The organism is Streptomyces sp. NPDC046261, from assembly GCF_040646235.1.
In the GTDB taxonomy this organism is placed as follows: domain Bacteria; phylum Actinomycetota; class Actinomycetes; order Streptomycetales; family Streptomycetaceae; genus Streptomyces.
The window spans coordinates 604,434-623,582 of the sequence record NZ_JBEYZU010000001.1 but is presented as its reverse complement, the minus strand read 5'-3'; the positions used below and the strand labels follow the sequence as shown (position 1 = coordinate 623,582).

24 protein-coding genes are annotated in these 19,149 nt (G+C 70.2%); 10 read left to right on the top strand and 14 right to left on the bottom strand.

Annotated features, from left to right (window positions below; genetic code table 11):
- Positions 1-10 precede the first annotated feature (10 nt).
- Entirely contained in the window at positions 11-1,222 is a 1,212-nt protein-coding gene (locus ABZ956_RS02930; protein ID WP_361885936.1) for an acetate kinase, read from the top strand.
- 72 nt (positions 1,223-1,294) lie between these two features.
- Positions 1,295-2,722: a pyruvate kinase gene (gene pyk / locus ABZ956_RS02925; RefSeq protein ID WP_361885933.1), complete on the top strand. Its 1,428-nt coding sequence runs from the start codon at positions 1,295-1,297 to the stop codon at positions 2,720-2,722.
- Between the two features lie 95 nt (positions 2,723-2,817).
- Here the strand turns inward: pyk and ABZ956_RS02920 are convergent, their stop codons facing one another.
- The gene (locus tag ABZ956_RS02920; protein ID WP_361885930.1) at positions 2,818-3,735 is read right to left on the bottom strand and encodes an alpha/beta fold hydrolase; all 918 of its coding nucleotides are present in this window, start codon (positions 3,733-3,735) and stop codon (positions 2,818-2,820) included.
- A 122-nt stretch (positions 3,736-3,857) separates the two neighbouring features.
- On the opposite strand from ABZ956_RS02920, the gene ABZ956_RS02915 reads away from it, so the two are divergent.
- Complete coding sequence (locus ABZ956_RS02915) at positions 3,858-4,457, top strand: TetR/AcrR family transcriptional regulator (RefSeq protein ID WP_361885927.1); 600 nt, start codon at positions 3,858-3,860, stop codon at positions 4,455-4,457.
- Between the two features lie 87 nt (positions 4,458-4,544).
- Here ABZ956_RS02915 and ABZ956_RS02910 read toward each other — a convergent pair whose 3' ends face one another.
- From ABZ956_RS02910 to ABZ956_RS02895, 4 genes are all read right to left on the bottom strand, one after another.
- A complete protein-coding gene (locus ABZ956_RS02910) occupies positions 4,545-5,813 on the bottom strand; it encodes a hypothetical protein (RefSeq protein WP_361885925.1) in 1,269 nt (422 codons plus the stop codon).
- Positions 5,803-6,300, bottom strand: a complete 498-nt coding sequence (locus ABZ956_RS02905; RefSeq protein ID WP_361885922.1) for a DUF6114 domain-containing protein — start codon at positions 6,298-6,300, stop codon at positions 5,803-5,805. The genes ABZ956_RS02910 and ABZ956_RS02905 overlap by 11 nt, the downstream gene beginning before the upstream one ends.
- A 130-nt stretch (positions 6,301-6,430) precedes the next feature.
- Positions 6,431-7,063 (bottom strand): DUF6230 family protein, encoded by a 633-nt coding sequence (locus ABZ956_RS02900; protein WP_361885919.1) that lies wholly within the window; start codon positions 7,061-7,063, stop codon positions 6,431-6,433.
- Positions 7,064-7,643: 580 nt separating this feature from the next.
- Positions 7,644-8,615 carry a tetratricopeptide repeat protein gene (locus ABZ956_RS02895; RefSeq protein ID WP_361885916.1) on the bottom strand — a complete coding sequence of 324 codons (972 nt, stop codon included), beginning with the start codon at positions 8,613-8,615 and terminating at the stop codon, positions 7,644-7,646.
- 228 nt (positions 8,616-8,843) lie between these two features.
- On the opposite strand from ABZ956_RS02895, the gene ABZ956_RS02890 reads away from it, so the two are divergent.
- Positions 8,844-9,485 carry a TetR/AcrR family transcriptional regulator gene (locus ABZ956_RS02890; RefSeq protein WP_361885913.1) on the top strand — a complete coding sequence of 214 codons (642 nt, stop codon included), beginning with the start codon at positions 8,844-8,846 and terminating at the stop codon, positions 9,483-9,485.
- Here ABZ956_RS02890 and ABZ956_RS02885 read toward each other — a convergent pair.
- The gene (locus ABZ956_RS02885; RefSeq protein WP_361885910.1) at positions 9,467-9,712 is read right to left on the bottom strand and encodes a DUF397 domain-containing protein; all 246 of its coding nucleotides are present in this window, start codon (positions 9,710-9,712) and stop codon (positions 9,467-9,469) included. The two genes, ABZ956_RS02890 and ABZ956_RS02885, sit on opposite strands and share 19 nt — an antisense overlap.
- Positions 9,712-10,494 carry a helix-turn-helix transcriptional regulator gene (locus ABZ956_RS02880; protein ID WP_361886663.1) on the bottom strand — a complete coding sequence of 261 codons (783 nt, stop codon included), beginning with the start codon at positions 10,492-10,494 and terminating at the stop codon, positions 9,712-9,714. Before ABZ956_RS02880 ends, ABZ956_RS02885 begins: the two co-directional genes overlap by 1 nt.
- Before the next feature lie 347 nt (positions 10,495-10,841).
- On the opposite strand from ABZ956_RS02880, the gene ABZ956_RS02875 reads away from it, so the two are divergent.
- Complete coding sequence (locus ABZ956_RS02875) at positions 10,842-11,129, top strand: hypothetical protein (RefSeq protein ID WP_361885907.1); 288 nt, start codon at positions 10,842-10,844, stop codon at positions 11,127-11,129.
- Positions 11,126-11,374 carry a hypothetical protein gene (locus ABZ956_RS02870; RefSeq protein ID WP_361885904.1) on the top strand — a complete coding sequence of 83 codons (249 nt, stop codon included), beginning with the start codon at positions 11,126-11,128 and terminating at the stop codon, positions 11,372-11,374. Before ABZ956_RS02875 ends, ABZ956_RS02870 begins: the two co-directional genes overlap by 4 nt.
- Positions 11,375-11,404: 30 nt before the next feature.
- Here the strand turns inward: ABZ956_RS02870 and ABZ956_RS02865 are convergent, their stop codons facing one another.
- The 6 genes from ABZ956_RS02865 to ABZ956_RS02840 form a co-directional block, all read right to left on the bottom strand.
- Positions 11,405-13,105, bottom strand: coding sequence for a methylmalonyl-CoA mutase family protein (locus ABZ956_RS02865; RefSeq protein WP_361885902.1), 1,701 nt, complete (start codon positions 13,103-13,105; stop codon positions 11,405-11,407).
- Between the two features lie 132 nt (positions 13,106-13,237).
- Positions 13,238-13,570, bottom strand: a complete 333-nt coding sequence (locus tag ABZ956_RS02860) for a DUF3817 domain-containing protein (RefSeq protein ID WP_361885899.1) — start codon at positions 13,568-13,570, stop codon at positions 13,238-13,240.
- Positions 13,571-13,613: 43 nt separating this feature from the next.
- A complete protein-coding gene (locus ABZ956_RS02855; protein WP_361885896.1) occupies positions 13,614-14,123 on the bottom strand; it encodes a MarR family transcriptional regulator in 510 nt (169 codons plus the stop codon).
- Positions 14,124-14,165: 42 nt separating this feature from the next.
- Positions 14,166-14,534: a hypothetical protein gene (locus ABZ956_RS02850; RefSeq protein ID WP_361885893.1), complete on the bottom strand. Its 369-nt coding sequence runs from the start codon at positions 14,532-14,534 to the stop codon at positions 14,166-14,168.
- A gap of 73 nt (positions 14,535-14,607) precedes the next feature.
- Positions 14,608-14,928, bottom strand: coding sequence for an MTH1187 family thiamine-binding protein (locus tag ABZ956_RS02845; RefSeq protein ID WP_361885890.1), 321 nt, complete (start codon positions 14,926-14,928; stop codon positions 14,608-14,610).
- On the bottom strand, positions 14,925-15,269 hold the full coding sequence (locus ABZ956_RS02840; RefSeq protein WP_361885887.1) for a DUF3817 domain-containing protein: 345 nt from the start codon (positions 15,267-15,269) through the stop codon (positions 14,925-14,927). The genes ABZ956_RS02845 and ABZ956_RS02840 overlap by 4 nt, the downstream gene beginning before the upstream one ends.
- A 173-nt stretch (positions 15,270-15,442) precedes the next feature.
- Here ABZ956_RS02840 and ABZ956_RS02835 point away from each other — a divergent pair, with 173 nt between their 5' ends.
- The 4 genes from ABZ956_RS02835 (at position 15,443) to ABZ956_RS02820 (ending at position 18,073) form a co-directional block, all read left to right on the top strand.
- Entirely contained in the window at positions 15,443-16,081 is a 639-nt protein-coding gene (locus ABZ956_RS02835; RefSeq protein WP_361885884.1) for an AIM24 family protein, read from the top strand.
- Positions 16,081-16,731 (top strand): AIM24 family protein, encoded by a 651-nt coding sequence (locus tag ABZ956_RS02830; RefSeq protein WP_361885882.1) that lies wholly within the window; start codon positions 16,081-16,083, stop codon positions 16,729-16,731. Before ABZ956_RS02835 ends, ABZ956_RS02830 begins: the two co-directional genes overlap by 1 nt.
- Entirely contained in the window at positions 16,728-17,495 is a 768-nt protein-coding gene (locus ABZ956_RS02825; RefSeq protein ID WP_361885879.1) for an AIM24 family protein, read from the top strand. Before ABZ956_RS02830 ends, ABZ956_RS02825 begins: the two co-directional genes overlap by 4 nt.
- Positions 17,496-17,596: 101 nt before the next feature.
- Positions 17,597-18,073, top strand: a complete 477-nt coding sequence (locus ABZ956_RS02820) for a MarR family transcriptional regulator (protein WP_361885876.1) — start codon at positions 17,597-17,599, stop codon at positions 18,071-18,073.
- A gap of 73 nt (positions 18,074-18,146) precedes the next feature.
- On the opposite strand, the gene meaB is transcribed toward ABZ956_RS02820, so the two are convergent.
- Positions 18,147-19,115, bottom strand: coding sequence for a methylmalonyl Co-A mutase-associated GTPase MeaB (gene meaB / locus ABZ956_RS02815; protein ID WP_361885874.1), 969 nt, complete (start codon positions 19,113-19,115; stop codon positions 18,147-18,149).
- Positions 19,116-19,149: the final 34 nt, after the last annotated feature.

Genomic DNA, 19,149 nt, shown 5'->3' with positions numbered 1-19,149 from the left:
GAAAGCCCACATGACTGCCAACGCCACCCGCGTCCTCGTCCTCAACTCCGGCTCGTCCTCCCTCAAGTACCAGCTGCTCGACATGGCCGACGGCGCCCGGCTGGCCGTCGGGCTGGTCGAGCGCATCGGCGAGGAGACCTCGCGGCTGGCGCACACCCCGCTGGCGACGGGCGGCGCCAAGCGCGAGCGCCAGGAGCCGATGCCCGACCACGACGCCGCGCTGAAGGCCGTCGCCCGGGAGCTGACCGCCGACGGCCTGGGCCTGGACTCCCCGGAGCTGGCCGCGATCGGCCACCGCGTGGTGCACGGCGGGCAGAAGTTCACGGCGCCGACCGTGGTCACCGACGAGGTGATGGCGGAGATGGAGCGGCTGATCCCGGTCGCGCCGCTGCACAACCCGGCCAACATCACCGGCATCCGCACCGCCCAGGCGCTCCGCCCCGACCTGCCGCAGGTCGCGGTCTTCGACACCGCCTTCCACACCACGATGCCCGAGTCGGCCGCGCGCTACGCGATCGACGTCGAGACCGCCGACGCCCACATGGTCCGCCGCTACGGCTTCCACGGCACCTCGCACGCCTACGTCTCCCGCGAGACGGCGAAGCTGCTGGGCAAGGACCCCTCCGAGGTCAACGTCATCGTCCTGCACCTGGGCAACGGCGCCTCGGCGTCCGCGGTCCGGGGCGGCCGCTGCGTCGACACCTCCATGGGTCTGACCCCGCTGGAGGGCCTGGTCATGGGCACCCGTTCCGGTGACATCGACCCGGCGGTGATCCTCCACCTGTCCCGCAACGCGGGGATGTCCGTCGACGAGATCGACTCGCTCCTGAACAAGAAGAGCGGTCTGATCGGACTGTGCGGCGACAACGACATGCGCGAGATCCGCCGGCGCATCGACGAGGGCGACGAGCGGGCGGCGCTCGCCTTCGACATCTACGTGCACCGGCTGAAGAAGTACATCGGCGCCTACTACGCGGTGCTCGGCAAGGTCGACGCCGTGGCCTTCACGGCGGGCGTGGGCGAGAACGCCGCGCCCGTGCGCGAGGCCGCCGTGGCCGGCCTGGAGGAGCTGGGCCTGGTCGTGGACGCCGGTCTCAACGAGATCCGCTCCGGTGAGGCGCGGCTGATCTCGCCCGACTACGCGCGGGTCGCGGTGGCCGTCGTCCCGACCGACGAGGAGCTCGAGATCGCCACCCAGGCTTACGCCCTGGTCAGCGCTTGATCACCGGCATGGCCTTGGCCGTTCCCACAGCTCGAATATTCCGCTCCGAAACAAACCGATAGGATCTGCCCCATGCGCCGTTCCAAAATCGTCTGCACCCTGGGCCCCGCCGTCGACTCCTTCGACCAGCTGAAGACGCTGATCGAGGCCGGTATGAACGTGGCCCGCTTCAACATGAGCCACGGGACCCACTCGGAGCACGAGGAGCGGTACAACCGCCTCCGCAAGGCCGTGGAGGAGACCGGCCGCGCCGTGGGCGTCCTGGCCGACCTCCAGGGCCCCAAGATCCGCCTGGAGACCTTCGCGGACGGCCCCGTCGAGCTGGTGCGCGGTGACGAGTTCGTCATCACCACCGAGGACGTGCCCGGCGACAAGACCATCTGCGGCACGACGTACAAGGGCCTGCCCGGCGACGTCGTCAAGGGCGACCAGGTCCTGATCAACGACGGCAACGTCGAGCTGCGGGTCACCGAGGTCGACGGCCCGCGCGTGAAGACGATCGTCATCGAGGGCGGTGTCATCTCCGACCACAAGGGCATCAACCTGCCCGGCGCGGCGGTGAACGTCCCGGCGCTGTCCGAGAAGGACATCGAGGACCTGAAGTTCGCGCTCGCCATGGGCTGCGACATGGTCGCCCTGTCCTTCGTCCGCGACGCCAAGGACGTCAACGACGTCCACCGCGTCATGGACGAGGTCGGCCGCCGGGTGCCGGTCATCGCCAAGGTCGAGAAGCCGCAGGCCGTCGAGAACATGCACGAGGTCGTCATGGCCTTCGACGGCGTGATGGTGGCCCGTGGCGACCTGGCGGTGGAGTACCCGCTGGAGAAGGTCCCGATGGTGCAGAAGCGCCTCATCGAGATGTGCCGCCGCAACGCCAAGCCGGTGATCGTCGCGACCCAGATGATGGAGTCGATGATCACCAACTCGCGCCCGACCCGCGCCGAGGCCTCCGACGTCGCCAACGCGATCCTGGACGGCGCGGACGCGGTCATGCTGTCGGCCGAGTCGAGCGTCGGCGCGTACCCGATCGAGACGGTCAGGACGATGTCCCGCATCGTCGAGGCCGCCGAGCAGGAGCTGCTCTCCAAGGGCCTGCAGCCGCTGGTGCCGGGCAAGAAGCCGCGCACGCAGGGCGGCTCGGTCGCCCGCGCGGCCTGCGAGATCGCGGACTTCCTGGGCGCGAAGTCGCTGGTCGCCTTCACCAAGTCCGGTGACACGGCCCGCCGCCTGTCCCGCTACCGCGCGGCCCAGCCGATCCTGGCCTTCACGACGGACGCCTCGACCCGCAACCAGCTCGCGCTGAGCTGGGGCGTGGAGACCTACGTCGTGCCGCACGTGGACAACACGGACGCGATGGTCGACCTCGTCGACGCCGAGCTGCTGAAGCTCCAGCGCTACAGCAAGGGCGACACCATGATCATCACGGCCGGCTCCCCGCCCGGCATCCCGGGCACCACCAACATGGTCCGGGTCCACCACCTGGGCGGCGAGACCGCCTGACCCACCGGGTCCGCAGGACGCCGGGCGAGCTGGATTCCTCCAGCCCGCCCGGCGTCTTCGTATGTCCGGCCCGTGGGCGGCGGCCCCGACGGCCGTCAGCCGACGGAGTCCATGAACTCCAGCATGCGGCGGTTGATCTCCTCCGCGTGGTCGATCTGCGGGCCGTGGCCGGTGTTCGCGACGATCTCGGCCCGGGCGCCCGCTATCAGGCGCGGGACCCGCTCCACCTGCCGCCCCGGGTGCAGGAGCAGGCTGCGCCTGCCGAGCAGCAGATAGAGCGGGGTGCCGATGGTGCGCAGTTCGTCCTCGGCGAGGGGCAGCGGCGCCGGGCGGCGGACGCGGTAGGCGCGGACGCCGGAGCGGATCATGGCACGCAGCTCGGGCACGACGAGGACCGGCTGCTCCAACCAGGCCGCCAGGCGCGGGCGCAGCGCCTTGGGCGCGAACGTCGCGAAGAGGCTGGCGAAGATCCAGACGAAGAAGCGCAGCCCCACCTTCTCCAGCCCGCCGGGATCGAGCAAGGTGACGGAGGCGAGGCGGCCGGGCCGGCGGTGCGCCTGGTTCAGGGCGAGCCAGCCACCGTAGGAGGAACCGACGAGGTGGACGCGGTCCAGGCCGAGGCCGGCGAGCGTCTCGTCCAGCCACTGTGCGGCGTGCTCGGGCCGGGAGAGGGGTGCGCGCTGCACGCTGCGGCCCGGGTCGCCGGGCGTGTCGATCGCGTACACCGGGCGCTCGGCGCTCAGCGCGGCGGTGTTCGGGTACCACATGGCGGAGCAGGAGCCCGCCCCGTGCACCAGGACGACCGGGGTACGGGCCTCGGCCGCGGGATCGGCGGGGCCGTAGCGGTAGACGTGGGTGGTCCCGAAGGCCGTCTCCACATCCGTCTCCGCGCGGGCGGGCACGCCCAGGGCGTAGACCGCGTCGCAGGCCGCGAAGTAGCGGTCGCGCAAAGCGTCGTTGACGTAGCGGCCGACATCGGCGCGATTGCGGGCGGGGGTCACGGTCTCGGGCACGGCGGGCCACCTCCGGAGCGTCCATTTTCGTGATACGACCGTACCATGATGGTGATACCGGCGTACCATGAAGGCGGCCCGAGAGGCCGGCGGCACAGGGACCGACGAGCGGAGACAAGGCGATGCCCAAGCGCGTGGACCACGACCAACGACGCGCCGAGATCGCCGAGGCGCTCGTCCGGGTCGCCGCACGGCGCGGACTGCATGCCGTGGGGATGCGTGACGTGGCCGCCGAGGCGGGCGTGTCGCTGCGGCTGGTGCAGTACTACTTCGAGACCAAGGAAAAGCTGCTGCTCCACGGGCTGCGGCACCTGACCGGCGGATTCACCGAGCGGGTCGCCGCCCGGGTCCGGGCCGCCGGGGACGACCCGGGGCCGCGCGCGCTGATCGAGGCACTGCTGACAGTGTCGCTGCCGACCGACGAGGAGAGCCGCCGCTTCCACCTCGTCCACACCTCGTACGCCGTCCTGGCCATGACGGACGGGCAACTCGCCGCGCAGCCCTTCCTGGACGACCCCGACGCCGCCGAGGACACCGTGGCCCGGCTGCTGCGGGAGGCCGGGGAGGCCGGGCTCACCGCCCCGGGCGTGGACGCGCGCGCGGACGCGATCGGCCTGCTCGCCATGGCCGCGGGCCTCGGCACCGCCGTCCTGGCCGGCCAGCGCAGCCCGGAGTCGGCCGCCGCGGCGCTCGGCCACCAGCTGGACCGGCTCTTCCTGTAGCGGGGCTCCGCCCCGGACCCCGGTCCTCAAGCGCCGGACGGGCTGCATTTGCAGCCCGTCCGGCGCTTGAGGACAAGAAACGACGCCTTACGGATACGTCCCGTCCGTCAGGTACTGATGCAGGTTGGGGATCTGCAACGTCCCCCCGAACTGCCCCGCCTGACGGAGCTTCACGTCAGTGAAGAAGATCGGGATCGGCAGCTTCACGCCGGGTATCAGCGGCGGCAGGCTGGTCGGCGACTGCGTCGCCGGCAGCACACCGAGCAGCTTGCCCTTCAACTCCTCGGTGTACATGGTGATCCTGGCGCCCGAGACCGTGGACGTCGTCCCGGACCCGGTGACGTGAGACTGCTTCCCCTGGTTGTTGACGATCTGATGCAGATCCTTGATCGCCAGTGAGTCGGCGGTGAACTTCAGGACCGACTTCTGCTGACCGTTGACCATGGTGATGCGCTTGACGCCCTCATAGGTCAGACCCGTCAGGGTGAGCTTGCTCGCCTCCAGGTACCAGGGCTGGTTCGGGAAGGCGCGCTTCTCGTTCTCGTCGAGGACATGCCCGGCCGGGCACGGGGGCAGCGCCTTGTCGGCGTCCGGTGACGGGGTGGGGGTGGCCGGAACCCCGGCCGTGGGCTTGGGCGAGGGCTTGGGCGACGGCGTCCCCGCGGCAGGCCCGCCGGAGGGCTTGGGCGCCGGGCTGGGCCCGTCCTTGGCCTTGGCCTTGGCCTCGTCGCCGGCCGGCGGCGGCTGGGCCGGCCCGGGCGCGGCCGGGGACGCCGACCGGGACGGGGAGGGGGACGGTGACGGGGACGCGGACGGACCGGTCGAGCCCTTCCCGCCGCCCGTCAGGATGTCGGTCAGCTTCTCGCCCAGACCCAGGGGGTCCAGCGGATTCGTCTTCTTGGACGGCGAGGGGGACGGCGAGGGCGTCACCGGTGCCGGCGCGGGCGCCGGTTTCGTACGCGGCGAGGGCTTCACCGGCGACGAGGCGGAGGGCTCGCGACCCCGGCTCGTACCGCTGTCACTGCCGGCACCGCCCGGCGACGGCGACGGGGAGGGTGAATCCCCGTCCGGCGCGGGCTTCCCGGCACCCTCCGCATCCGGATTCGTATCCGTATCCGTATCCGCCTCGGTGTCCGGCACCGTCGCGCACTGTGCGTCGCCGAAAGGTTTCGGCGGCTGGACGGGCTTGGCCTGCGCCAGCGTCGGCGTCAGGCCCATGCCCATCAGCACCGCGCTCGGCATCGCCGCCAGGGCGATGGCCTTGCCGGCCGGCATGTGCAGCCGGGACAGCAGGGGCTTGCGCGGTGCGGCGTGGCGCGGGCCCGTTCTCGCGAGGTTCTGCTCGTCAGTCGGCACGATGCCTCCCGTCGTTCCCCTTCACCAGGCTGGGGCCGGCGGGGGTGGCGGCGGTGTCCCCGCCGCTGTCGGCCGGCGCCTCGGGGAGCGGCCTGCCCGGCATCCAGGAGACGCCGAGTCCCCCGCCGACGAGGGCGAGCAGGAAGCCGATCAGGAAGGCGCCGAAGTTCGAGACGACCAGCGAGACCAGCGCGAGGAGGATCGCGGCGACACCCGCGAAGACCCTCGACTGCGGCTGGAACCACATGGTCAGGCCGAGCACGACCAGCAGCACGCCGATGATCAGCGAGCCGGCGCCGGCCGTCGTGGCCATCCGGATGTGCAGGTCGCCCAGGGTCATGGTCTGGTACGGGATGTACATGATCGGAACCCCGGCCAGGACGCACAGCAGCCCGCCCCAGAACGGGCGACGGCCCCGCCAGTCCCAGAACGAACGGCGGGTGCGGCCGAAGTTGTCGATCAGCCGTGGTCGCGTGTCGGCGCTCATGCTGTGTACAGCTCCTCGGGACTGGCGAAATCGGTGGTACGCAAAGAAGCACGCGGGGGCGCGGAGCGGCGCGCGGGACGGTACGGGCACGGGGGCCCGACTTCCGCCCCGTACCCGCCCGTTCAGCGCGTCAGCCGCTCTTGCACTCCGCGCCGCCCATGCTGACGCCCATGTGCAGGCCGGGCAGGGTGAAGGTGCCCGCCGAGGTCGCCCAGGCGCGCTGGTCGACGTCGGTGAACTCCACCTCGTCCGCCTGCTGGGCGAAGGAGCCGGGGACGTACGCGCCCCGGCCGTCCTTGCCCGGCGCGGCGGGGCCGGGGCCCTTGGTGGTGTCGTTGACCGATACGCCGATGTCGACGTTGGTGAACTTCGCGTTGGCCTTCATGTCGTCGGCGTCGATGTAGAGCTTCGTCGCCTCGACCCTGTCACCGCCGCCGCCGGCCTCCAGCTTCAGCGACACGTTCCCGAAGGGCGTCGGAACGGTCACCGCCTGACAGAGCTTGGTGATCTTCGCGCTGTCGAGGCCGACGACCGCGACGGGCTTGGCGCCCTTCTTGGTCTGGTCCATCGCCCCGTACTGGACGAATCCCTTGCCCTCGATCTTCTTCGCCGTCACCTGGAACTGCTGGCCCGACACACTGAACGACGCCGCGAGGGCGCCCTGGGCGAGGGCCACGCCGATCGCGGCCGTCGCCGCGACGCTGGGAACCATGACGACGGCGAACCGGCGCCATCTGGTCCCGCCACGAGTCTGGGACTTCACGACTTTCCTCCTTCTCGGACGTACATCTCCGGGGTGGGCCGTGCGGCCCGTGCCCCCGGGATGGGAGAAGCGCTACGTCCTCGGGAAGAAGAGCGCCGTCGCATTCGGCGGCGCCAAACGCGCCCGATACACACCGGCGTTCACCCCCGAGCGACAACCACTGGCCACGCCTTGTCGCGCAACCGCCGGGACAGGCACCGCCGTTGGCGGCGGAGACCCCCCTGTCCCACTGGCCGGCGCCTGCGCACCGGCCGGCCCGGTGGGGACCCACGACCCCGTGCGCGACCGGATGGCCGGGCGGTGGGGATGGACCGGGCTGGGCCGATCGTGATGCATTCACGGCCGGGGCACAAGAGGTTGATTACTCGCGAGTAACGGGCGGATAACCGACGGGAGACCGGTCGGCATCGACGCCCCACGCGAAGGTGCCGCAGCGTGTCCGGGAAGAGGCGGAGGAAACAGAAGAACCCGGGCGAAAGCCCGGGCTCTTCTTACTTGCAGTAACAGGGGCCGCGATTACCAAGATTTGGTAAAGCGCGGCGGCTGTGCCGCCTGGGACACAGGGTGAGGCGGGGCCTCGTCAGAACAGCGCGCGCGACAGCGCGGTACGCGCGGCCGTCACCCGCGGATCGTCGGGGCCGATCACCTCGAACAGCTCCAGCAGCCGCACGCGGGCCGCGTCGCGGTCCTCGCCGGCCGTCTTCCGCACGGTGTCGATCAGACGCCCGAAGGCGTCCTCGACGTGCCCGCCGACCAGGTCCAGGTCGGCTGCCGCGATCTGCGCCCGGACGTCGCCGGGCGCCTCCGCGGCGGCCTTGCGGACCTGCTGGGGGTCCACGCCCTGCACGCGCCGCAGCAGCTCGGCCTGGGCGAGGCCCGCCTTGGCCTCGACGTTGGCGGGATCGTCGGACAGGACGTTCTGGTACGCGCGGATCGCGCCGCCCAGGTCACCCGCGTCCAGCGCGTCGTGCGCCGCGCTCAGGGCGCTGTCGTACGGGCTCGCCGGCGCCTGCGGCACAGGGGCCTCACCCTCCGCCGCACCGCCCTCCAGGGGCGCTCCCACGATGCCGAAGCGCTGCTCCGCCAGGGCGATGAGCTGCTCCAGGACCTGCCGGATCTGCGCTTCGGGCGCCGCGCCCTGGAAGAGCGGCAGGGCCTGCCCGGCCACCACCGCGAAGACGGCCGGGATCGACTGCACCCCGAACTGCTGGAACAGCAGCTGATTGGCCTCGACGTCGACCTTCGCGAGCACGAACCGGCCCGCGTACTCCTGCGCCAGCCGCTCCAGCAACGGGCCGAGCTGCTTGCACGGCTCGCACCAGTCGGCCCAGAAGTCGATGACGACGGGCACCTCGGCGGAGCGCTGCAGGACTTCCTGGTCAAAACCCGCTTCGTCGACGTCGAAGACGAGGCGGCCCGCACCGGCGGCAGGCACGCCGCCCTGGCGCGCCGCTTCCGCCCGCGCCTGCTCCGCCTTCTGCTTCGCTTCGCCGGCCGCCTTCACCGCGGCGAGGTCGACCACTCCACTCATGGACATGTTCCGTGGCTGCATGGGCCTATCCTCCCCCCTCGGCGCGGTGAACCGGAAAAGTACGCCGACAGCGTGCTTTCCGTACCGTGAACCCGTAGCGGTTCGCTCATGACGCCGGGTCCCCACCCGGCATGCGTGGTTGTCGCTCTCAGCTCTTTCGCTACGGGTCGTAGCGTAACTGGAGACACCACCCCCGGCGCTGTGATCTGAGTCATACCAGCCTGCCTACCCGGCGGTAAGGTCCCTTGCATGCCCTCCGCTCCTCCCCCCACACACCGCCGTACGGGCCGGCCGCGCAGCCCCGAGGCGGACCGCGCGATCCTCGGCGCGACACGCGAGGCCCTGGTGGAGCTGGGCTGGGGCAAGCTGACCCTGGGCGACGTGGCGGCCCGGGCCGGGGTCGCCAAGACCACCCTCTACCGCCGCTGGGCGGGCAAGAACGAACTCGTCGTGGACGCGGTGGCGGCCCTCTTCGACGAGCACCTGGAGCTTCCCGACCGGGGCAGCCTGCCGGCGGACATCGAGGGCATGGTGCTGCAGTTCGCGTCGCTCCTGGAACGCCCGGAGACGAAGACGGCCCTGATGGCGGTCGTGGCCGAATCCACGCGCGACGAGGCCCTGCGCGAACGCATCCGCTCGGCGATCGTCGACCGCCAAAAACACCTGGTCCTCCTGGGCCGTTCCCGAGCCCAGTCCCGCGGCGAACTCCCCCAAGAGGACGACCCCACGACGGCCCACCGCAACGCGGACCTCGTCTTCGACGTCATCGCCGGCGCGGTAGTCCACCGCACGCTGGTGAGCGCGGAACCGGTGGACGAGGAGTGGGCACGGGGGCTTACGGCGTTGCTGGTGGGCGGCCTGGGGGCGATGAGTCAGACGTCGGGTACGTAGCGTAGGAAGTCGGCCCAGGCGGTGGCGGATATGGAGAGATGGGGGCCGTCCTTCCGTTTGGAGTCACGGAGGTGGACGGTGGGAGGCGTGCGGGCGACTTCGAGGCATTCGCCGCCCCCCTCACCGTCGCTGTAGCTGGACTTGTGCCAGGAAAGCGCGACTTCGACACAGGCGCTGCCGTCACCGCCGCTGTAGCTGGACTTGTGCCATGTCAGGTCGGTGCTCATTACCCTTCCGCCAACTCTCTGATGAATCTTGCCGACTCCGCGTCGCCGAGGGCATGCATGCGGATCATGGCATGCCGCTTCATCAGGGCACTCACCCTCTCCACATCCGCATGCAACATGCCGGTTTCCTGACCCTCCTCGTAGCCGTAGTGCCTGTGGTCAGCCGTTTCGACCACGATGAATTGCCCGCCGAGGCCCGGGGTGACGCCAAAGCCCATGGGCAGCACTTGGACCGACACGTTGCGCTGCTCGCCGACCTCCACCAAACGACGAAGCTGCGCCTTCATCACCTCGGGTCCGCCCACGTTGCTCCGCAGGGCCGCCTCGTGGATCACGAAGCTGAACAGCACGGTCGGCTTCTCCAGCAGTTCCTGCCTCTGAACCCGAGCGGCCACGCGCGCCTCGATGGCCTGGTCGTCCACAGGTGGACAGTGGTTGCTCATCAGCGCACGCGCGTAATCCTCGGTCTGCAACAGACCCGCAATGAGCAACGTCTCGTACCAGTGCAGGGCGATCGCTTCAGCCTCAAGCGTCATGTACTCCTGCGCCCGCACAGCGAACCGCTCCGGCTCCAGGTAAGCCAGCGCAGCAGCGAGCTTCCCCTTGGCCCCGCACATCTCATCGGCGACCTCGAGCAACCGCTGCGTCGGCTTGCGCCGACCCTGCTCCATCGACTTGAGGGTCTCGTACCCGTACCCGGCCTCCTGGCTCAGCGCCTCCCGGCTGACACCGGCGTCCATGCGCCACAACTTGACCTGGTTCCCGCACAACCGCCAGGCCATCGGTGGCTGAGAAGTCTCACCCGTCACGGCACCCGCCCCTCTCCGTACCTCTGTCGGTACCAACGGAGGCTAAGTGGCACAAGCCGCGTACGAGCCGAGTTCGAACCCCCTTCGCACGTGTGAGTGAAAGCCATGCTCTACGGCATCCGCGAACCCCTCTCACATCCGAGCCACCGGCGCCAACGTTTCGAACAAACCCACGCCTACGAGTGAAGCCCTACGTGCGCCGCCGCGTCCGCGAGTGACACGTTTCCTGAGTGTTCGCTCACCACCCGCACCAAGCGGCAGGCATAGTTCGAAGGACCACGTCGGCATCAGCGACATGGGCATCGAGGAAGGGGCAGGACATGGCGAAGACCTTCACAACCACCATCGGCGGCCGGACGGTGGAGCTGCCCGGCACTATCCACACCATCCGAGAGGCGCTGCCCGTGTCGCTGCGAGCAGAGTTCGAGCACGAGGCGGAGCAGGCGGGCGCGGATGAGATCTCCGGCGTCCTTGCTCGTTGGGCCCTCCGGACGCCGCAGGCGCACGACCCGGAGGAGGCGGCCCTGATCGCGCGCCTGAAGGCCGGGGACTTCTCCGGCGTCCGCTTCGACGACGAGTCGGGTGACGAGTACAGGAGCGCCGGTTGAGCCATCGCATCGCCTACACCGATGACGCCGACACCGAGCGTCGAAGCCTGCCGGCCGAACGGCGCAAATTGTTCGAGAACGGCATGACCGCCTTGGCGCTGGACCCGTACGGCTGTGGTTCCAGCCCGGTTCGCGGCGACCATGACCGACGCGACGCGACCGTCGGCAACATCGCCTTCATCACCTACCTGGTCAGCTCCGCGGTGGTGACCGTCACCGTGGTCAAGCTCTTACCACTGCCTTGATCACCAACCGGCCCGGGGCAACGTGCCCCGTCAGAACCCCGCCGGCTCCGTGTACGTCCCCCATTCCTCGCGCAGCACGCCGCAGATCTCGCCCAGCGTCGCCTCCGCCCGTACCGCCTCCAGCATCGGCTCGATCATGTTCGAGCCGTCCCGCGCGGCGGTGAGCATGGCGTCGAGGCAGGCGCGTACCTTCGCCTCGTCGCGGGCCGCCTTGCGGGCGGCCAGGACGCGCACCTGTTCGCGCTCGACCTCGTGGCTGACGCGGAGGATCTCCAGGTCGCCGGTGACCGAACCCTCGTGGCAGTTGACGCCGACGACGCGCTTGGCGCCCTTCTCCAGGGCCTGCTGGTAGCGGAAGGCGCTCTCGGCGATCTCGCCGGTGAACCAGCCGTCCTCGATGCCGCGCAGGATGCCGGAGGTGACGGGGCCGATGGGGTGCTTGCCGTCGGGGTGGGCGCGCAGTCCGCGCTCCTTGATCTGCTCGAAGATCTTCTCGGCGTCGGCCTCGATCCGGTCCGTGAGCTGCTCGACGTACCAGGAGCCGCCCAGCGGGTCCGCGACGTTGGCGACGCCGGTCTCCTCCATCAGCACCTGCTGGGTGCGCAGGGCGATCTCGGCGGCCTGCGCACTGGGCAGGGCGAGGGTCTCGTCCAGGGCGTTGGTGTGGAGGGAGTTGGTGCCGCCCAGGACTGCCGCCAGGGCCTCCACCGCCGTACGGACCACGTTGTTGTACGGCTGCTGGGCGGTCAGCGAGACGCCCGCCGTCTGGGTGTGGAAGCGCAGCCACTGGGCCTTGTCGGTCTTCGCGCCGTAGACCTCCTTCATCCAGCGGGCCCAGATGCGGCGGGCCGCGCGGAACTTGGCGATCTCCTCGAAGAAGTCGACGTGGGCGTCGAAGAAGAAGGACAGGCCGGAGGCGAACGTGTCGACGTCCAGGCCGCGCGAGAGGCCCAGCTCGACGTAGCCGAAGCCGTCCGCGAGCGTGTAGGCGAGCTCCTGCGCGGCCGTCGCCCCGGCCTCGCGGATGTGGTAGCCGGAGACGGACAGCGGCTTGTAGGCGGGGATGGAGCGCGCGCAGTGCTCCATCAGGTCGCCGATCAGGCGCAGATGGGGCTCGGGCTGGAAGAGCCATTCCTTCTGCGCGATGTACTCCTTGAAGATGTCGGTCTGCAGCGTGCCGTTGAGGATGCCGGTGTCGACGCCCTGCCGCTCGGCGGCCACGAGGTACATGCAGAAGACGGGGACGGCCGGGCCGCTGATGGTCATGGACGTGGTGACGTCGCCCAGCGGGATGTCCCCGAAGAGGATCTCCATGTCGGCGGCGGAGTCGATGGCGACGCCGCAGTGGCCGACCTCGCCGAGGGAGCGGGGGTCGTCGGAGTCGCGGCCCATGAGGGTCGGCATGTCGAAGGCCACGGACAGCCCGCCGCCGCCGTTGGCGAGGATCATCTTGTAGCGCTCGTTGGTCTGCTCGGCGTTGCCGAAGCCGGCGAACTGCCGGATGGTCCACGTACGCCCCCGGTAGCCGGTGGCGTGCAGGCCGCGGGTGAAGGGGTACTCCCCGGGCCAGCCGATGCGCTCGAAGCCCTCGTAGGCGTCGCCGGGGCGGGGGCCGTAGACCGGGGCGACCTCGTCGCCGGACAGGGTGGTGAAGTCGGCGTCGCGCTTGCGGGCCTTGTCGAACCGGGCCTGCCAGCGGCTGCGCCCCGCCTCGATGGCTGCTGCGTCCATGATGATCTCGTCTGCCTCTCCGCGCCCCGTCCAAGGCCCAAGCTCAAGAATTTAGTAGGACGTCCTACTAAATTTTCGCGCAAGAACGCCCCGGACACAAGGGGCGGCGTGTCCGGGGCGGATCGGGCTCGGTCAGGCGCGGGCGGCGGCCGGGGCCGCGTCCGTGATCAGCGGCTCGACCTCGCGGACGACCTGGCGCTCGACGAAGAAGGCGGCCGTCGGGATGGTGCCGGAGACCAGCACCCACAGCAGCTTGCCCAGCGGCCACTTGGCCTTGGAGCCCAGGTCGAAGGCGAAGACCAGGTAGATGATGAAGAGCACGCCATGGATCTGGGAGATCACGAGCGTGGCGCCCGCGCCTGTGTCGAAGCCGTACTTGAACACCATGGCGGTGCACAGCACGAGCAGCATCACGGCGGTCAGATAGGCCATCACCCGGTAGCGGGTCAGCACGCTCTTTTTCATGCCCCCGAGGGTAACCGTCCGATTTGCACGATCTTCGCGCGGGTCACTCCTCGGCGAAGTCGCCCGACGCCACCCGCAGCGGCCGCAGCATCCGGAAGATCTCCCCGCACTCCTCCGCGCCGTAGGCGCCGAGCCCGAAGTCCATGGCCATCAGGTCGCGCGTGGCCGACTCGACGACCTCGCGGCCCTTGTCGGTGATCGAGGCGAGCGTGCCGCGCCCGTCGTTGGGGTTGGGCCGCTTGTCGACCAGGCCCGCCTTGACCAGCCGGTCCACTGTGTTGGTCACCGACGTGGGGTGCACCATCAGCCGCTCGCCGATCTTCGACATCGGCAGCTCGCCGGCCCTGGAGAAGGTCAGCAGCACCAGCGCCTCGTACCGCGCGAACGTCAGCCCGTACGGCTTGACGACCGCGTCGACCTGCCCGAGCAGGATCTGGTGGGCCCGCATGATCGAGGTGATCGCGGCCATGGACGGCACCGATCCCCAGCGCTGCTTCCAGAGCTCGTCGGCACGGGCGATGGGATCGAAGGGGAGGCTGAGGGGCTTGGGCACGTGACGAGCCTACAGTTCGGCCCTGTCCCGGCCGGGGCTATCTCAGACTTCGGACGCGGGCCGTGCGGGGTCGTCCGCCGCCGCCTCACGCACCAGATGGACCGCCTCCGAAAGACTCAGCCGAGGCTGCGCCTTGCGCAGCGCCCGGATGGCGTCCACCTCCTGCGTGTGCAGGTCCACGCCCTGGGCCGCGACGATGCCGCGCACCCACTCGCCACGGATCTCGCTCTCCGGCCGCGCCGCCCGTTCGGCGATCAGCGCGGCCGCGCGCTCCAGGCCCGGCCGGTCCTCCGCGCTCGCACCGGCGAGCGCCTCGCGGACGGCCTCGGCGACGGCGTGCGAGTCGCGCAGGACGACGACGCCGAGGTCGGGCCCGGAGTGCTTGGCTCCGCCCTTGAAGAGTTCGAACATCGCGCGGCTCCCCCTGTCGATCTGTCGATCTTCTTCAGGCAGCCGAGCGTACGACACGGTGCCGGGGCCTCCGTCAGGAGGAGGCGCCGGCTCCGGATCCGCCCTCGGCGAGGTAGCGCTCGACGGTCTCGACCTTGGACGTCAGTCCTCCGGTGACGCCCTGCCGGATGTCCGCCTTCAGCACGAGGGAGACCCGCCCGCAGCGGGCCTCGACGGCGGCGACGGCACGCTTGACGACGTCCATGACCTCGTCCCACTCGCCCTCGACGGACGTGAACATCGCGTCCGTGCGGTTCGGCAGCCCGGACTCACGGACGACGCGGACGGCGTCGGCGACGTACTCGCCGACGTCCTCGCCCGCCCCGATCGGGGAGACGGAGAAGGCGACGATCACGCGTTGATCACGCCTTCCTTACGGGCGCGGGCCGCGATGACGCTGGCCTCGGCCTCGCGGCGCAGCATGCGGTCGGCGAAGAAGCCGCCCGTCGGCAGGACGGAGAGGACGAAGTACAGGGCGGCGGTCTTGAGCTGCCACTTGGCGGTCACCCAGGCGTCGACCCAGAAGATCACGTAGATGATGAAGAGCACGCCGTGCACGGCGCCCATCACGGGCACGGCGTTGAAGTCGGTGGTCCGCTTCAGGACCGAGCACACCATCAGCAGCAGGAAGGACACGGCCTCCGGAGCGGAGACCAGGCGGAGCCGGCGCAGGGCGGAGGCAGTCTTGAGGTCCACGGGGGCACACCTTCGGTTCGACGTGGCGGGACGGTCACAGCTTGTGACGGCATTCACAAGCCGCCCCATTCTTGCAGCCCCCGAAATGATCAGCGGATCCGGGTCCGTTCAGGAAGGGTTCAGGGGCCATGGGGCCTGTTGGAGGCGTATGTCCGCCCGCTAGCGTCGGAGGCGTGGCTCAGTTTCGGCTCCACGGGAGCAAAGTTCTCGCCGTCGACATGGCGGGCGACGCGGTCAAGGCCAAGAACGGCTCGATGGTCGCGTACGAGGGCGATATGGCATTCAAGAAGATGACCGGCGGCGGTGACGGCCTGCGCGGCATGGTCACGCGCCGGCTCACCGGCGAACAGATGGAAGTCATGGAGGTGAAGGGGCACGGCACCTGCTACTTCGCCGACCGGGCGAGCGAGATCAACCTCGTCACGCTGCGCGGCGAGACGCTGTACGTCGAGGCCAGCAATCTGCTCTGCACGGACTCGGCGCTGCGGACCGGCACCACGTTCACGGGGCTGCGCGGCGCCTCGCAGGGCAACGGGCTGTTCACCACCACCGTCGAGGGCTCCGGCCAGGCGGCGATCCTCTCCGGCGGCACGGCGATCGTGCTGCGCGTGACCCCGCAGATGCCGCTGCAGGTCGACCCGGGCGCGTACATCGCGCACACCGGGCGGCTCAAGCAGCACTTCCAGTCCGGCGTGAACTTCCGGACGTTCATCGGGGAGGGCTCGGGAGAGGCCTTCCAGATCCGCTTCGAGGGCGAGGGGCTCGTGTACGTACAGCCGAGCGAGCGCAACACGATCGGGGGTGACATCTGATGCCGTTCCGGCTGCTCAACTCGCGCATGGTCGAGGCCCAGGTGATTCCGGGGCAGCGGCTGTTCAGCCAGCGCGGCGCCATGCTCGCCTACAAGGGCGACGTCTCCTTCACCCCGAGCATCACCGGCGGCCAGGGCGGCGTCATGGGGATGATCGGCCGCCGCATCGCCAACGAGGCGACGCCGCTGATGACGGTGGAGGGCAGCGGCACCGTGATGTTCGGCCACGGCGGCCACTATGTCCACGTCATCGAGCTCTCGGGCGACACCCTCTACGTCGAGGCGGACCGGCTGCTGGCCTTCGACGGGACGTTGCAGCAGGGGACGATGTTCATGGGGTCGCAGGGCGGCGTCATGGGCATGGTGCGCGGTCAGGTCACCGGGCAGGGGCTGTTCACGACCACCCTCAAGGGACATGGCGCGGTGGCCGTGATGGCGCACGGCGGCTTCATCGAGCTGCCGATCAATCCGCAGCGCCCGGTCACCGTCGACCCGCAGGCCTACGTCGCCCACCGGGGCGACGTCCGCAACAAGCTGACGGCGGCCCTGGGCTGGCGTGAGGTCGTCGGCCGTGGCAGCGGCGAGGCGTTCCGGCTCGAACTCTCGGGCAGCGGCACGGTGTACGTACAGGCGTCGGAGGAGAAGCTGTGAACGCCCCGGTCATCCATGACGCGGCGACCCTGCCGGTCGACGACAACGTCAACCCGTACGCCTTCAGCGTGGAGCTCAAGGGGCAGTGGTTCCTGCAGAAGGGGAAGATGATCGCCTATTACGGGCGGATCGACTTCCACGGCATCGGCCATGGGCCTTTGGACCGGCTGATCTCCGGCAGCTTCCACTCCCCCCTGCACGCCGCCGACTGGGTGGTGGCGGAGGGGCAGGGCAAGATGCTGCTCGCCGACCGGTCCTTCGACGTCAATTCCTATGACCTCGAGGACGGCAACCTCGCCGTCCGCTCGGGCAATCTGCTGGCCTTCGAGCCGACGCTGTCGCTGAAGCAGTCCATCGTCCCGGGCTTCCTGACCCTGATCGGCACGGGCAAGTTCGTGGCCGCCTCCAACGGTCCGGTCGTCTTCGTCGAGCCGCCGGTGCGCGTGGACCCGCAGGCGCTGGTGGGGTGGGCGGACTGCCCCTCGCCCTGCCACCACTACGACCACCAGTACATGCGGGGCGTGATGGGCGGTGTCCGGCGCCTGACGGGCATCGGCGGCGCCTCGGGCGAGGAGCACCAGTTCGAGTTCGTCGGGGCCGGGACGGTGCTGTTGCAGTCCACCGAGCAGCTGATGGAGGAGATCGCCACGGGCGACGGGCCGCCACAGCAGGCCGGCGTTCCGCACGCAAGTGCCGGGAATCAGACAATGACACCACGTTTGCCGGGCCAGCTCGGCGACCTCCAGCGCCGCTTCGGGCTGTGAGCGGTACCCTGCGGAGTGTGACGTCGAACGCATGACCTCTCCTTACGCTCGCCCGTAACCGCCCTTAGTTAATCTTTCAACTTCTTAGGTAGAATCCATCCATGGACACCGAGAACGGCACTCGCTGGCTCAGCGACGAGGAACAGGCCACCTGGCGCGCCCACCTGGACGTGAGCCGGCTGCTGATGCATCAGCTCGAACGGGACCTGCAGCCGTTCGGCCTCACCAACAACGACTACGAAATCCTGGTCAACCTCTCGGAGTCGGACGACCACCGGATGCGGATGAGCGATCTCGCGACCGCCACCCTGCAGTCCAAGAGCCGTCTGTCGCACCAGATCACGCGCATGGAGAACGCCGGGCTCGTCCGCCGCGAGAACTGCGAGTCCGACCGGCGCGGGCTGTTCGCGGTCCTCACCGAGCAGGGCTGGGACACCATGCGCAAGGTCGCCCCGCACCATGTGGCCTCCGTGCGCGAGCACTTCGTCGACCTGCTGAGCCCGGAGGAGCTCAAGGCGCTCCACGAGTCCCTGGCCCCGGTGGCCCGGCACCTGCGCTCCACGCGCGGCAAGGTCTGAGCACAGCACCGCGTGACGTGTGAGTGAGTGAGGCGGCGGCACCATCCGGTGCCGCCGCCTCACTCATACCGCCTCACGCGCTCGCCGCGTTCTCCGTCAGACCCGCGACGAGCTCGTCCGCCGCCGCGTAAGGGTCGATCTCACCGGCCACCACCCGGGCCGCGAGAGCGCCCACGCGGCGGTCCCCCCGCAGGTCCCCGATGCGCTCGCGCAGAGCGGTGACCGCGATGGTCTCGACCTCGCGCGCCGCCCGCAGCCGGCGGCGCTCGGTCAGAGCCCCGCGCTCCTCCATCCACGCGCGGTGCTTCTCCAGGGCCTCGACGACCTCGTCCGTGCCCTCGCCGCGCGCCGCCACCGTCTTCACGATCGGGGGCCGCCAGTCGCCCGGGGCGCGGGCCTCGCCCAGGCCCAGCATGTGGTTGAGCTCGCGGGCCGTGGCGTCGGCGCCGTCCCGGTCGGCCTTGTTGACGACGTAGACGTCGCCGATCTCCAGGATTCCGGCCTTGGCCGCCTGGATGCCGTCGCCCATGCCGGGGGCGAGCAGCACCACGGACGTATCGGCCTGGGAGGCGATCTCCACCTCCGACTGGCCCACGCCCACCGTCTCCACGAGCACCACCTCGCAGCCGGCCGCGTCCAGCACCCGGATCGCCTGCGGGGCGGCCCACGCGAGGCCGCCGAGGTGGCCGCGCGTGGCCATGGAGCGGATGTAGACGCCCGGGTCGGAGGCGTGCTCGGACATCCGCACCCGGTCGCCCAGCAGGGCGCCGCCGGAGAAGGGCGAGGAGGGGTCGACGGCCAGCACGCCGACCCGCTTGCCCATCCGGCGGTACGCGCTCACCAGCGCCGAGGTCGACGTGGACTTGCCGACGCCGGGCGAGCCCGTGATGCCCACGACATAGGCGTGGCCCGTGAGCGGGGCCAGGGCGGCCATCACCTCGCGCAGCTGCGGGGACGCCCCCTCCACCAGTGAGATCAGCCGGGCCACGGCCCGCGGCCGGCCCTCCCGCGCCTGCTCGACCAGTGTGGGGACGTCCACCATGACTGCTCCGTTTCGTTCCGGTCCGTTCGGGTCC